At 63.0% G+C, this 13,749-nt stretch carries 9 protein-coding genes; all 9 read right to left on the minus strand.

Annotated elements, in window-relative coordinates:
- Positions 1-14 precede the first annotated feature (14 nt).
- Positions 15-1,673, minus strand: coding sequence for an efflux transporter outer membrane subunit (locus tag E3E11_RS04700; protein WP_141451386.1), 1,659 nt, complete (start codon positions 1,671-1,673; stop codon positions 15-17).
- The gene (locus tag E3E11_RS04705) at positions 1,670-2,884 is read right to left on the minus strand and encodes an efflux RND transporter periplasmic adaptor subunit (RefSeq protein WP_141451387.1); all 1,215 of its coding nucleotides are present in this window, start codon (positions 2,882-2,884) and stop codon (positions 1,670-1,672) included. Before E3E11_RS04705 ends, E3E11_RS04700 begins: the two co-directional genes overlap by 4 nt.
- Complete coding sequence (locus tag E3E11_RS04710; protein WP_141451388.1) at positions 2,884-6,180, minus strand: efflux RND transporter permease subunit; 3,297 nt, start codon at positions 6,178-6,180, stop codon at positions 2,884-2,886. The genes E3E11_RS04705 and E3E11_RS04710 overlap by 1 nt, the downstream gene beginning before the upstream one ends.
- A 294-nt stretch (positions 6,181-6,474) precedes the next feature.
- Positions 6,475-7,902, minus strand: a complete 1,428-nt coding sequence (locus E3E11_RS04715) for a c-type cytochrome (RefSeq protein ID WP_141451389.1) — start codon at positions 7,900-7,902, stop codon at positions 6,475-6,477.
- The gene (locus tag E3E11_RS04720; protein WP_141451390.1) at positions 7,899-9,719 is read right to left on the minus strand and encodes a GMC family oxidoreductase; all 1,821 of its coding nucleotides are present in this window, start codon (positions 9,717-9,719) and stop codon (positions 7,899-7,901) included. Before E3E11_RS04720 ends, E3E11_RS04715 begins: the two co-directional genes overlap by 4 nt.
- Positions 9,716-10,528, minus strand: coding sequence for a gluconate 2-dehydrogenase subunit 3 family protein (locus tag E3E11_RS04725; RefSeq protein ID WP_231118825.1), 813 nt, complete (start codon positions 10,526-10,528; stop codon positions 9,716-9,718). The genes E3E11_RS04720 and E3E11_RS04725 overlap by 4 nt, the downstream gene beginning before the upstream one ends.
- Positions 10,529-10,627: 99 nt before the next feature.
- Positions 10,628-11,542 carry a hypothetical protein gene (locus E3E11_RS04730; RefSeq protein WP_141451391.1) on the minus strand — a complete coding sequence of 305 codons (915 nt, stop codon included), beginning with the start codon at positions 11,540-11,542 and terminating at the stop codon, positions 10,628-10,630.
- Positions 11,523-12,644 (minus strand): hypothetical protein, encoded by a 1,122-nt coding sequence (locus E3E11_RS04735; RefSeq protein ID WP_141451392.1) that lies wholly within the window; start codon positions 12,642-12,644, stop codon positions 11,523-11,525. Before E3E11_RS04735 ends, E3E11_RS04730 begins: the two co-directional genes overlap by 20 nt.
- Positions 12,645-12,693: 49 nt before the next feature.
- Complete coding sequence (hslO, locus tag E3E11_RS04740) at positions 12,694-13,722, minus strand: Hsp33 family molecular chaperone HslO (protein WP_141451393.1); 1,029 nt, start codon at positions 13,720-13,722, stop codon at positions 12,694-12,696.
- Positions 13,723-13,749 lie beyond the last annotated feature (27 nt).

The raw sequence follows: 13,749 nt of genomic DNA on the forward strand, positions 1-13,749 counted from the left end.
TTTTCTCTCTGCCGTCAGGGCAGGTCCCCTGCAGGCATAGGCGCCAGGTGGCTGCGGCTGCCCAGCCCGGCGATATCAGGCGCGGGGGCAGTAAGATTTTCCCACTGTTCAGGCTTTTCGGAAGCCCTGACATCGCCGACCTGACGCGGATGGTGCAGGTCCTTATACTGGAAAGGTCCCATGGAGAGGGTCTGGGCCATGGTAGGCAGGTCCTTGACATCCCAGCCGCCGCCCAAGGCGCGGATCAGCCCGACATCCGCCTGGAACATGCGGGTAGCGGTCATGGTCTGCAGAATTCGCGCCTGCAGGGTGTTCTCCTGGCTGAAGATGGCCTCGAGATAGGTGCCGGCTCCGCCCTGATAGAGGGTCATGGTCATGTTCTGGGTTTCCAGATTGGCCTTGACCGCCTTTTCCAGGGCTGTGTTTTCCAGTGTCAGCCGGTTGGTGCGCGAAAGCCCGTCCTCCACCTCACGGAAGGCATTCAGCACCGTAACGCGGTATTCATCCCGCGTCTGGCGGTAGCCTGACCAGCTGCGCTGCAGCTCTGCGCGGCGCAGCCCGCCATCAAACAGCGGCAGGTTGAAGCGCGCTCCATAGGTCCAGAGCGAATTGGCCAGGCTGGCAAGCTTCATGCCGTCTGCCTCGAAACCGCCATCAGCAGAGAGGGAAAAATGCGGGTAGAAGGCCGCACGCGCAATGCCGATGGCACGGTTGGCCTGAGCCATGCGGCGCTCGGAACTGGCAATGTCGGGACGGCGCTGAAGCAGCCCTGAAGGCACCCCGACCGGAACATGCGGCTGTTTGAAGGCCAGCGTGGCCACAGGAGGAATGCTGAAAGTGGAAGGAGCGGCGTTGACCAGGACCGCAATGGCATGTTCGGTGACCTGACGGGCCGCCTCGATATCCAGCTTCAGGGCCTGAGTTGTGTAGAGCTGGGCCTGGGCGCGCGCATAGTCGAGCCTGGGGGCAGCCTGGTAGTCCATCTGGGTCTTGGTGATCTTCAGCGCCTTTGTGTAATAGGCGATAGACTGGTTGTAGATACTGAGCTGGGCGTCGTAACCGCGCAGCTGGATGTAGTCACTGGCGAGCTCGGCCTCCAGGCTCAGCCGAGCCATGGCAAAATCAGCCGCCGCCTCCTGTGCGTTCTGGCGGCGGATGCGCACCCGGTTGCGGATGGCCGACCAGAAATCAGGCTCCCATGACGCCAGCCCCGCATAATCATCGGTCACCTGCGTGGCGGTGGTCATGGGGCGGAAGAGGCGATCATCGGATTGCCGGTTGTCTGAGCCCCCGGCTGTCAGAGCCACATGCGGGAAAAGATCGGCGCGGGCCTTGGTGACCATTGTGCGCGCCTGAAGAAAGCGTTCACCCGCCGCCTGCAGGTTGCCGTTCTCAGCGAGAGCGCGGTTTTCCAGAGCGTCCAGAAGCGGGTCATTGAAGAGCTTCCACCACTGGGTGGGCAGGGTGGCGTCCGCGGGCCTGGCAATGGCAAAGGGGGCCTGGCCCTGCCAGGAATCCGGCACGATGAAATGCGGCGGCGCGTAAGGAGGTGCCAGGTCGCAGGCACCCAGAAGCAGGGGCGCGCACAGCGAGAGCCCAAGGGTCCCAGAACGCAGGGAGAGGCAGCGGGGTAGGGGCCTATGCCGGGCAGGGAGAGGAAGGGAAAAGCTCATTCGTCATCCTCTCCTTCATTCCAGCCGGTCTGGTCATAGCCCTTGGCGGGCTTGACGATGTTCACCCTATCATTTTCAAGCAGGTCGGCCGGGGGATTGTTGATGACGCGGTCCGTCGGGCGGATGCCCGATTCCACTTCAGTCGAGCTGTCAGCCATGCGGCCGACCTGGATGTCATGAAAGTGAACGCGGTTGTCAGGACCGACGAGCGCCACCTGCATCCCGTGCTCCTGGAAAACCAGGCAGCCGGTGGGAATCTTGAGCAGCCTTGCGTTGTCGTTGTTCGCTTTCAGCGCCACGGAAGCGAAGGTGCCCGGCCACAGTTCCTGATGGGGATTGTCCATGGTGAATTCGGTAACGGCCGTGCGGGTATTGGGATCATAGCCTTCCGAGGAGGTGAGGAAGTGCGCAGGAAAAGACTTGCCCGGAAACTGAGGGACCTGCACTGAAGCCTGCAGTCCGGGCTGGAGAATATAGGAGAACACTTCCGGCATGGCGACGAACAGGCGCATACGGTGCGTGTCGGCCACGGCAAAGAGTTCGGAAGCGTCCCCATTAGCCCCTTTCTGCCCGGCGCTGTTGACATAATCGCCCACGCTGGTCGAGCGCGAAATAACGACGCCGTCAAAAGGGGCCACGATCTGCTTGAATTTTTCCAGAGCCGCATAATGATCAACATTGCGCTGGGCGGCCTGCATCTTGGCGAGGGCGGCCTGCTCATCAGCATTGGCCACCGAGACCGACTGGCCTGAAACAGCCTGGCTGCGCTGCATGCCCCGCCAGCGCGCCGCGGTGACGACAGCCAGGTTATAGCGGGCGGTCTCGGCCGCCAGGTCAGCCTTGGCCTGGGCATATTGGGCATCGAGCACGGGCGTGTTGATTTCCGCCAGCACTTCGCCCTGTTTCACATGGGCGCCGAAATCCTTGTACCACATCTTCACGTAGCCTGAGACCTGCGGATAGATCGGCGCCTGATACCAGGCGTTGATCGTGCCCGGCAGTGTCAGTGAAACACGGGGGCTTGCCTTGTGCGGCTCGATGACAGCCACATCGGGAATGGCGCTTTCACTGGCTACCTGCCGCAGATGATGCGCGGTCACGAGCTTGCCGACCACGAGATAGGCGACATAAAGGCCGACCAGGCCCAGCCCAGCTGCGAGCAGGGCCTTGCGGGAATGCGGAAGGCGGGAGGGGCCGGGCTTGGTCACCATCAGACAGACTCCTTGCGGATGCTGGAAGCAGGGCGGGATGCGGCATCTTTCTTTTCATCATGATGCAGCAGCGCGTAGACACAGGGGACGAAGAGAAGGGTGGACACTGTCGCCACCAGCAGACCGCCGATGACGGCCTTGCCGAGCGGGGCATTGGTGGAGTTGGAGAACGCCATGGGTATCATGCCCACGACCATGGCCAGCGCCGTCATCAGCACGGCACGGATACGACCTGTGCCCGCCTCCACAGCCGCACGCAGGGCATGGCCATGGAGCTCAAGGCGCTCACGGGCATAGGACACCACGAGAATAGAATTGGCTGTCGCGGTTCCCATGCACATGATGGCGCCCGTGAGCGCTGGGACGGAGAGGCGGGTGCCGCTGAGAAAAAGCGCCCAGGCGATGCCGGCCAGCGCACCAGGCAGGGCTGTGATGATGACGAAGGGATCCAGCCAGGACTGGAAGTTGACGACGATCAGCAGGTAGATCAGCACGATCGATACGGCCAGGCCGGCCAGCAGCTGGCCGTAGGCACTGTACATGGTGATGGCCGCCCCGTGGATCTCCACCGCGCTCGTGCTGGGCAGGATGTTGGCGGTCTGGGCAATCACCCGGCGCACATCCGACAACACGCCGCCCAGGTCGCGCCCTTCAGCCGAGACATAGACATCCACCTCAGGCATGGAGTTGACATGCGAGACCTCGCCTGGCGTGCCGGTGGGAGTGACGCGGCTGATGCTGCCCAGAAGCTGCATGTCCTTGCCCGTCGGGTCGCCGTCGCCCTTGTCGACCGGGATGGTAAGAAGGTCGTTGAGATGGGTCAGCTGGTCCTGTGAAACATAGGTGTTGAGCGGGAAGGTGACGTTGTTGGCCGGATCAAGCCAGTATTGCGGATCCACCGTGATCGAGCCCGACAGTGTCATCAGCTGGTTGTTGGCCAGGTCGCCTTCGCTCAGCCCGGTGGCCAGGCTGAAGGTCCGGTTGCCACGGATCATCAGGGTTGGCGTTTTCATCGTCTGCTGGATCACCACATCCGCCGCACCCGGGATATGACGCAGCTTGCCGACGATCGCCTTGGCATAGGCATAATTGGCGCGGATGTCAGGCCCGTTGATCTGGATATCGATCGGCGAAGGAGAACCGAAAGTCAGGATCTTTTCTGTCAGGTCAGCCGGCTGGAAGGTGAAGACCGTGCCGGGGAACTGGGCCGAGAGATCCTTGCGCAGCAAGGCGCGGTCGTCCCAGACTTTGGTCTCATCATTTTTGAGGGTGATGGTCAGGTCGCAGTCCTGCGTGCCGATGGTGGGCGTGGGGATGAAGGCCTGGTTGTGCGGGCCTTCGGGCAGGCCGCAATTGCTGACGATCTCTTTCACCTGGCCTGGCAGGTCATGTGAAATCCGGTCGGCAACAAGCGCTGCCGTGCGTCCGGCCACCTCGATACGCGTGCCCAGCGGCGCGCGCAGATGCATCTGCAGCATGCCGGATTTGACTTCGGGAAAGAAATCCCGACCGGCAAAGGCGTAAAGCCCCAGCGAAGCCACGGAGAGGATCAGAAAGACAGTGATGAAACGCCGCCGCCCCTGCACGCAGCGCTCCAGAAGGCGGCTGTAGGCATCCCGGAAGCTGTTGAATTTCGCTTCAAACCCCTTCTGAAAAGCGCTGCAGCCTTTCAGAAAGTGCTCGCGCAGACCCGCCAGGCCAGTGAGGGGCTGCGTGCTTTGGGGAGCAACGGTTGCTTCGGCAGGCGCCTGGCCCGGATGAAGCTGAGCGTGCTGGGCCGGATGAAAATGGCCATCCCCGTGTGCAGGCGTGGCATGGGCGCTGAGGAGGTATTTCGCCATCGTCGGCACCAGGGTGCGCGAGAGGATGAACGAAGCGATCATGGCGAAAATGATCGCCATGGCCATCGGGCGGAAGAGATAGCCTGCCACGCCCCCGAGCTCGAACAGGGGCAGCCAGACGATGCAGATGCAGGTCGTGGAAACGAAAGTGGCGATGACGATCTGGTTGGCGGCATCGATGATGGCGGTTTCCAGGTCCTTGCCGTGTTCCAGATGCGTGTCGATGTTCTCGATCATCACCGTGGCGTCATCAACGAGGATGCCCACCGCCAGCGCCAGACCGCCCAGCGTCATGACGTTGATGGACTGCCCGCTCCACCCCAGGGCGATGATGGCGCAGAGAATGGCCAGCGGGATGGAGGTGGCGATGATGATCGTCGAGCGCCACGAGCCGAGGAAGAGCAGCACCACCAGGCCGGTCAGCAGGGAGGCGGTGACCATTTCACGCACGACGTCATGAATGGCGTCTTTCACGAAGATGGAGGCATCGGAAAGAATGCTGACATGCACGTCGGGCGGCAGCACGGCCCTGAGGCGCGGCAGCATCTTCTTGACGCCGGCCACTACGTCCAGCGTGGAGGCGTCACCGCTTTTCATGATGACCAGTTCAACACCCTGACGGCCTTTGACCAGGACGAGATTGGTCTGCGGGTGACCGCCCCGGTACACATCCGCCACGTCATGGACATAGATGATGGCATTGCCGACGCGCTTGACGGGAATGTTGCCGATGGCTTTGAGGGTTTTGGGCGTGGCGTTGGTCTGGACCATCCAGTCCAGGGCATTGATCTTCTGGTCCCCGGCAGGCAGCACGAGGTTCTGGTCATGCAGCGCGTTCTGCACGTCCATGGCGGAGAGGTGATGCGCCCGAAGCTGCTTGTCATTCAGGGTGATCATCACGAAGCTGTCCATCCCGCCATAGGGATGGGGCACCACTGCGCCCGGCACGGTGACGAGCAGGGGCCGGGCGCGGATCATGGCCAGCTTGTAGAGATCGGAGGGCGTCTGGCGGTCCGAAGTCATCTGCAGGGAGATGACCGGCACGCTCGAGGCTTCCAGGCGCATGATCATGGGTGCAGGAATATGGGGCGGCATCTGCTGCAGAACGGTCTGGGAGATAGCCGTCACTTCAGCTTCGGCCTCGCCGATATCCGTTCCGGGTTGGAAATAGATCGTCACGATTCCGCGTCCGAAATAGGAGTTGGAATCCATGTGCTCAATGCCTTCGACAGTCGAAGTGACACCGAGCTCGTAATTGTAGATGATCCGGCCTGCGAACTCTTCAGGCAGCATGCCCCCGTAAGTCCACACCACCGCGACGACGGGCGTGCGGATGTTGGGAAAGACATCGGTCGGCGTCTTGAAGATCGCCATGACGCCGAGCATCACGATCAGCAGGGACAGGACGACGAAGGTCAGCGGGCGCCTGAGGGCGGTAACGACGATGGCGTTCATGCGGTCTCATTCATCTGGGCAAGCCCTTCGGGCTGGCAGGCTGGAGATCGGAACCGGTCGGTCCCCAAAGCATAGGGATGAGGGGTTGACGCTGCAGGCGCGGCTCCCGCCTCGCGCTGCAGCCGTAATTACGCCTGACCGATTGATGCGCGAAAACCGACGCGAAACCGAGATGTGCCAGTCACAGCTGCGAAAAAACACTAAATCCTTCTTTAGCGGCTCTCCTGAAAACCTGGGGATTCTGGTCAGGTGATCGGAACGGTAGATCTCTGTCGGCTGCCTGCGTCAGGTCGCTCAGTTGCGCGGCAGGTCTGCAGGTGGAATGGGGGGCGGCATGGAGCGGCGCAGCTTGCGCACCGTCTTCGTGCTGACAGGCGGCGCGTCGTTGCCCCAGGCCTTGCGGATAAAACTGGCCACATCCGCAATCTGGTCAGCGGGCAGCTTATGGACGAAGGGGGGCATGTCGAAGGCTGAAGGGGCTGCGGGGACCGGGGCCAGCGCATCGCCTGCCTGAATGATGTGCACCACAGATTCCGGCGTTCTGGTCATGAGGACCGGATTGCCAGCCAGCGGGGGAAAGGCGGTGGTGCCCGGCGTGCCGTAGCCCAGCCCGTTCGTGCCGTGACAGGCAGCGCAGCGGTTGACGTAGACGGAAGCGCCGCGCTGTGAAACATCGGCATGCTTGAGCGCGATCGTGGCAGCAGGATCATAAACCCAGGGCGTCTCAACACGTGCCGGGCGCAGCTGCTTGAGAAAGCGGGCTATGGCGTGCAGGTCTGTATCGGTGGTCAGGGAGGTGCTGTGCACCACTACCGGCGTCATGGCGCCGAAAACTGCTCCTTCAGGCGCGCGCCCGGTTTTGAGGAAGGCGACGATATCGCTTTCGCTCCAGCGTCCAAGCCCGGTCCGGTTTTCACCGCGCAGGCTGGGGGCGAACCAGCCGTCAATGCTCTGCCCGCCCGCAAGATAGGCCTTGTTATGGTGGCCGGTCAGCGCCTGCTCGGCCATGGTGAAGCTTCTGGGCGTGTGACAGGCGCCGCAATGGCCGAGACCTTCGACCAGATAAGCCCCGCGCGCCAGGACCGGATCGGTGAATTCGTCGCTCGTGTTCAGCTGCGCGCTTCGCAGGCTGGGGGCGAAGAGCCAGCGCCAGATCACCAGCGGCCAGCGCATGGACAGCGGCCAGATCGTGCCGTTGCGCGGCGAAGGAATGGCGGCTGGCGCCACGCCGTCATGAAAATAGGCGTAGAGGGCATGAATGTCCCGGTCGCTCAACCGGGCATAGGATGGATAGGGCATGGCCGGGTAGAGGGTGCGGCCATCCGGCAGGATGCCCTGACGCACGGCACGGGCGAAATCGGCTTCCGTGTAATTGCCGATGCCGTATTTGCGGTCAGGCGTGATGTTGGTGGCATAGATGGTGCCGATGGGCAGAGTGAACTTGCCGCCGCCACTGTAGGGCGGCCGGCCGGGCGCGCTGTGACAGGCGGCGCAATCGCCCAGAATGGCCAGGTAGTGCCCTTCGGCGATCAGTTCTTTAAGGGAGGCGGGGGCGGAGATTTCCGCTGGCCCATCCGACCTTCCGCTTTCCTGGGCAGCGCCGGACCGGCTGTCAGCTGCAGCCTGTTGAGGCAGCGCCAGTGTCAGGGCGAGCAGTCCGAAAACGGTCAGAACGGCCCTGGAGACAGGCCTGGAGACAAGACTGGACGGAAAGCGTTTCATGTCTGCACCAGCGGGCCAGGCGCTTTGAGGTAGCGCGTGCGGATGTGATAGGCAGACCAGTAGGCCAGGGCCGCGACCAGTCCGGTGGGGTTGTAGCCCATGCCCTGCGGGAACGCATTGGCGCCGATCACGAACACATTGGGCACGTCCCAGCACTGCAGGTAGCGGTTGAGCGCGCTGGTGCGGGGGTCGGTGCCCATGACCGCCCCCCCTGCCAGATGGGTGGTCTGGTAGCGGCGCGTGTCAAACGTCGCTCCCGGTGCGAACATGTTGATCTGCGACCGGACCGCCCCCATGGCCCGCCCGAGCGCCGGCAGCTTGCCGACCACGAAGCGGTTCATGCGGATGTCGTTTTCCTGCCAGGTGAAAGTCATGCGGAGCAGGGGCTGATTCCAGGCATTCTTCCAGGTCGGGTCCAGGTCGAGCCAGACATTGCGGTAAGCCATGTTGCTGCCCATGACATCAACGGCAAGCGAGTGGCGGTAGGTGTTGACCATCTCCTTCTTGAACCCCTTTCCCCAGCGCGGGGCCCCGTTACCGCCGCTGGCCAGAGCGGCGCTGATCGGCTTCAGTCCGGCCTGGTTCACCCAGATCGGCGAGCCGCCGATGAAGCCGTAAGGCGCATGGTCGAAATTCGTGCAGTTGAAATCGTCAATCGCCACGCCTGCCCCGCCCGCGCCGATGAACTGGTTGGTGTGCTTGTCATTCGGCATCCAGAAGCGTGAAGAGGTGATGGTCTGGTAGGTGAAATTGCGCCCGACGACGCCGGTATCGGTGACCGGATCATAGGGCTTGCCGATCCCTGAGAGCAGCATCAGGTGAACGTTGTGGAACTGGAAGCCGGCCAGAATCACCAGCTCTGCCTCAATCACCCGTTCCTTGCCGCCCTGGTGGCCGTCGAGATAGCGGACACCGCGTGCGTGCCTGCCGTCAGCGCTCAGCACGACATCCAGAACCTGCGCGCGCGTGCGCAGAGTGAACAGAGGGTTGGCCCAGAGACTGGGCAGGATGTTCACATTGGGCGAGGCCTTGGCGTAGAGATAGCAGTCATAGCCACTGCAGAAGCCGCAGAAATTGCATTTGCCCATCTGGCAGCCATAAGGGTTGATATAGGCTTCAGACGTGTTGGCTGCCGGCATGGAATAGGGATGATAGCCCAGCTCCGTTCCGGCCTTGCGCAGCAGGGAGGCCGTGTAGACATCCGGCATCGGCGGGAGGGGGAAGGGGGTGGAGCGGTCAGGAGCGAAGGGATTTGCCACGCCCCGCCGCCCGACCAGTCTGCCGTTGATCGTCCAGGCTTCGCCGGAAGTGCCGAAGACCTTTTCGCTCTTGGCAAAGAAAGGCTCAAGCTCTGCGTAGGTGACACCGTAATCCTGGAGATTCATGCCCTCGGGAATGAATTTCTTTCCGTAGCGTTCGATGATTGCACTGCGCAGGCGCAGATCGTCAGGCATGACGCGGAACTGGCAGCCCGACCAGTGCAGACCAGCCCCGCCTACGCCTTCGCCAGGCAGGAAAGCGCCGAGCTGGCGGTAGGGCAGCGCCTGCTGGTCCGGCCTGTTGCGGATGGTGACGGTCGAGGTGGAAAGATTCTGAAACAGGCGCTTGCGGATGTTGCCCCGAAGCTCGTCAAGGGAATCGGGGTAAGCACCTTCAACGGCTGTGCGCCGCATGTCGCCACGCTCGAGCACAACCACGTTCAGCCCGGCTTCGGTCATCTCCCGCGCCATGATGCTGCCTGCCCATCCGGCGCCGACGATCACGACATCCGTCTTGGCTGGCAGGGGGCCTATCGCAGGGGTATTAGGGCCGGTCATCCCTGTTCATCCCGTTTGCGGGGCAGGACCGGGATGGAAACCGGTCCGAACGGATAAGCCGCGCCTTCCTGGTTGATCCAGTCCATGAAATCAGCTCGGGCGCCCGGAAAACCGGTGAGGTACCAGCTTTTCATCAGATGGTTGCCGCCATGAATCGGGTCCGAGAACACGCCTTCGAGCGTGTTGGCGCGCAGGAGCTCGAAAAAAACGTTCCCCGGTACAGGGCCCAGGGCCAGCGCGTCTTTTTCCAGCCAGGTGAGCACGTCCACCTGCCCCTCTGCTGAAAGCTGCACAAAGGGTTTCTGCCAGTTTTCGAGACAGAAGGCGTTCAGGCGTTCAAGTGCCAGGCGATAGAGCTGGCGCGGGGCATAAGGCAGCTGATAGCCGGCCTCCGGCGGTCCGGCAACGAAGGGGCCATGCATGTACCAGCGGGCTCCGTAGCCGTAAGGCGTGCTGAGCTGGCCGTCAATGAACAGCGGCACCCCCAGCCCATCGGCGCCCGGCCCTTCTTCATCCTGAGGATAGATCCGCTCGCAGAGCTGCCTGACCATGGCGAATTCCTCGGCCGTGAAGAAGTTCGGCCCACTGGTGATCGGCTGTCCGCTGCCGCGCGCCTGCGCGTTGCCTGCACTATGCCAGGGCTGCGGCCAGGGAAGGGCTGAGCTGGCAAGGACCGTCGCTGTCGTGACCCGGGCCAGGCCTGTCGCGAAGCCGCCCATGAAATGGCGGCGTCCGTAAGTGCGGCGCGGTGAGGGCGCCTCAGATAATCGGGGAGCGCTGGGAAGGTCGGATCCCGAGGAGTCCTGCATGCAGATGCTCCGACTTGGTGGAGAGGCCAGGGCGTTGGGGAAGTTTACTCAACGCCCTGGCTGCCGGTTGGCGCCTGCCCTGGCGCGCAATCCAGGCGGTCAGTAGGGCGCTTGCAGGGCGTGCGGTGGTGGCGAATGCAGGCGCGGGGCGACAGGGACTGCCAGCGCATCGTCTGAAGAGCCCATCCCGCTGTCAGCCCCGCTCCCGCCGTCAAGACCGGCCGTGCTACTGTCAAGGTTACCGCTGCTCTGCCCGTTATAGAGGTTGGGCGTCGGGACGGTGGCCGTGGAGCTGGAGGGAGTAAGGGCGGCAGCGTCTGAATTCAGGGGCGGCAGCGTCGGGGAATCGAGGTTCTGGCTCTGAACAGTGCCTGAAAGCGGCGCGCCGGTGGCGTCGGTCAGCCAGGAGGCCAGGTTCTTGCGCACCTGGAATTCCAGCTCCACGTTCATGTCATCCATCAGCGCCTGGTTGAGGACATAGAGATTATGGTCCTGGGTGGTGTCAGGCGCTGCTTCCGTCCTGTGGGTGACGCGGGCGGTGATCTGTCCATGATGGTGGGTGATCGGGTCATCAAGGGTCAGGGTGACGCTATAGATGCCGGAATAGACGTCGTCGCCCGGGCCCTGTTGCAGGCTGGCCTGATTGATGGTGAAGGTGCCCTGCCCGTTGCTGCCCGTGGCATGCAGGCGCTGCCGGGCCATGAGCGCCAGGTTCTGGTCGGGCGGTAGCGGGGGCGCCTTGGCTTCGAGGCTGCCGGGCTGCGCAGGTGCCTGATCATTGATGGCGATATTGGCCACGTTGAGATTGAGCGGCGGTAGGTAACTGTAATCAGCCTTGGGGAAGATTTCAGGCGGCGTGCTGGAGCAGGCCGTCAGGATCACGAACAGCCCTGACAGGAAAAAACCGGGCAGAAAAGCGCTTCCCCGCCGGCTGCGTGCGATGAACGCTGGGCCCGGAGGGGTGCTGGGAACTGCGCTGCGGGTGGCAGCTGTGTCAGTCTTTTTCATGCTCATGCCTCTCTCCCTCATCTTCCACCGCCTCTTTCGGGTGGGGTCCGGCTGAAGCTTCAGCAACGTTCTTGAACCACTCACCCCAATGAGGGGAAGAGGAAAAGTGTACAGGATTGCTGTTTTGTGCGGAAGAGGCCTCCCGGCGGTCTCCTGACGGAGTGGCGGCTTCGGTTTCGTCCCAGAGGCTGGCTGCATGGCCGACGCCGAAATCCTCCACCCGCAGTGAAGAGACCTGGGGCAGGCGGTCGCATACTTCAGGATGGGTGACGAGCCAGCTCAGCAGCAGGGGAGCTACCAGGCTGGTCTGGGGACCTTCGCCGATCAGCAGCGGACCTTTGGGATAATAGAGGAACGGCACGCCGCCATAGGAAGGCCAGAAGAGGTAGAAGACGAGGTCATCGGTCGGATCGCAGAAACGCGCCGCCGTCCCTTCCGGCATGTTCATGACGATCTGGGCGTGCAGGGGCAGGCCGGTAAAGGGGGAGGCGGCAATCGCCTCGTCATCGGTGACAGGGCGGGGAAGCTGGAGCAGGGCGTGCAGGCGGACGGGTGAGAAGGGTTGTTCCGCTCCGTCGCCGTGATTTTCAGCCCCCGATGTGTCATCGGACCTGTCGGGTGCCAGAACTTCAGCGGTCGGCGCGATCAGGGTGCCTTCGAGGATCCGCTCCGTCCAGAGGGTCAGCAGCTCCAGCAGCACGAAACGCGGCAGGGCGGCGAGACGCTGGGCCAGTTCGCGGGTTTCAGGCGCTGGTTGAGCGTCGCTTTCCTGAGGGGCTTTGGGCGTGGCAGCCAGCGTCTGTTCTGTCAGCGGGCCGAAATAGCGGGCCAGGCGGTCAAGCAGGCGTGTCCGCTGTGCGGCCGGCAGAGCCATGACATGGCTGGCCTGATGCGCGCCGTCCGGGTCAACCCACCAGCAGACTTCACGTTCCGTTCCCTTTTCACGCATCACGACAGCGTCGAGCTCGTCTGTGACAGGGTGGCGCGAGACCGTCTGCCAGCCCAGGTAGAGGCGCGTCAGTGGGCGTCCGTCAACAGACAGGCCGTCCATGCGCCCATCAAGCCGTTCTGCTGGCGGCTGCCGTGCCGGGGTCAGCTCTTCTGCCATGGGGTCCGCTTTCATTCTGGCCAATTCGTATTCCTGATTATCACCCTGATTATTGCGCGCCTTCCCCGTTCTGTGCGGCGGCCAGGGCTGAACGGCGGAAATGATGATGGGTGTTGCAGAAGTGGCAATCCATCGTGATGATCCCATCCTGGGTCATATGATCCAGGTCATCCGCGCTGAAGTTTCGGAGCACATTGGCGAGTTTGGCGCGGTTGCAGCGGCAGCCGAAGGAGAGCGGGCGGGCCGGGGCGACGCGGACGTCAAGCGTGCCGAACAGGCGATGGACCAGGGCCGGGCCGGAAAGGGCGGGATCGAAAATCTCCTTGTCGGTCAGGGTATCGGCAAAAGTGCAGGCGGTCTCCCAGAGGTCCTCGCCCTCACCACTGTCATCGCGTTCACGGGTAGTGCGGGGCACATCGTCATTCTGTGCTACGCCGCCGTCATTGGCGATGCGCTCAAGCACCAGCGCACCCGCCTGCCAGCCGTTTTCAGCTTCATGGCAGGCGTAAAGATGAATGGCGCAGGCATGCTGCTCGCTGGTAGCGAAATAATGCTCAGCCATTTCAGCCAGCGTTTTCCCCTTCAGCTCGGCAATGCCCTGATGACGATCGGTATCGGGACCCTGGTCCACCGTGAAGGCCAGGTAGCCTTTGCCCAGCAGTTCTGCCGCTGAGGGGGGCAGGGTTTCAGGCGCATTTTCCGCCATGCGGGCTGTAAAGCGTAGCACGCCTTCGCTGGTGCAGTCGGCCACCAGCAGGGAGACCGGCCCATCCCCCTTGATCTGAAGCGAAAAGGAGCCGTTGAACTTCAGCGCGGTGGCCATGGCGGCCACCAGGGCAAGGGCCTGCGCTCCCAGAGAAAGCACGGCCGGGGGCAGGGAATGGCGTGAGAGAATCACCTCGGCCAGCGGGCCCAGGCGCACCAGGCGGCCACGCACCGGCGCGTCGGCCAGATAAAAGGGCAGCACCGCATGGGGCACGACGAGATCCGGCAGGCCGTGCGGACGACCGGCATCGTCGAGGGGGAGATCGAGATCAGCCAGATCCTGGGAAGAGGCCGGGGAAGAAGAGGCGGTCATGGGGCTGTCCTTGAATTCGGTAGGCTG

Origin of the sequence: Oecophyllibacter saccharovorans (assembly GCF_006542375.1) — a bacterium.
GTDB classification, from domain to species: domain Bacteria; phylum Pseudomonadota; class Alphaproteobacteria; order Acetobacterales; family Acetobacteraceae; genus Oecophyllibacter; species Oecophyllibacter saccharovorans.

Bases quoted from the DNA above. Each gene is read 5' to 3' on its own strand.
- E3E11_RS04700 (WP_141451386.1), bottom strand. From the start codon at position 1,673: ATGAGCTTTTCCCTTCCTCTCCCTGCCCGGCATAGGCCCCTACCCCGC.
- E3E11_RS04705 (WP_141451387.1), bottom strand. From the start codon at position 2,884: ATGGTGACCAAGCCCGGCCCCTCCCGCCTTCCGCATTCCCGCAAGGCC.
- E3E11_RS04710 (WP_141451388.1), bottom strand. From the start codon at position 6,180: ATGAACGCCATCGTCGTTACCGCCCTCAGGCGCCCGCTGACCTTCGTC.
- E3E11_RS04715 (WP_141451389.1), bottom strand. From the start codon at position 7,902: ATGAAACGCTTTCCGTCCAGTCTTGTCTCCAGGCCTGTCTCCAGGGCC.
- E3E11_RS04720 (WP_141451390.1), bottom strand. From the start codon at position 9,719: ATGACCGGCCCTAATACCCCTGCGATAGGCCCCCTGCCAGCCAAGACG.
- E3E11_RS04725 (WP_231118825.1), bottom strand. From the start codon at position 10,528: ATGCAGGACTCCTCGGGATCCGACCTTCCCAGCGCTCCCCGATTATCT.
- E3E11_RS04730 (WP_141451391.1), bottom strand. From the start codon at position 11,542: ATGAGCATGAAAAAGACTGACACAGCTGCCACCCGCAGCGCAGTTCCC.
- E3E11_RS04735 (WP_141451392.1), bottom strand. From the start codon at position 12,644: ATGGCAGAAGAGCTGACCCCGGCACGGCAGCCGCCAGCAGAACGGCTT.
- hslO (WP_141451393.1), bottom strand. From the start codon at position 13,722: ATGACCGCCTCTTCTTCCCCGGCCTCTTCCCAGGATCTGGCTGATCTC.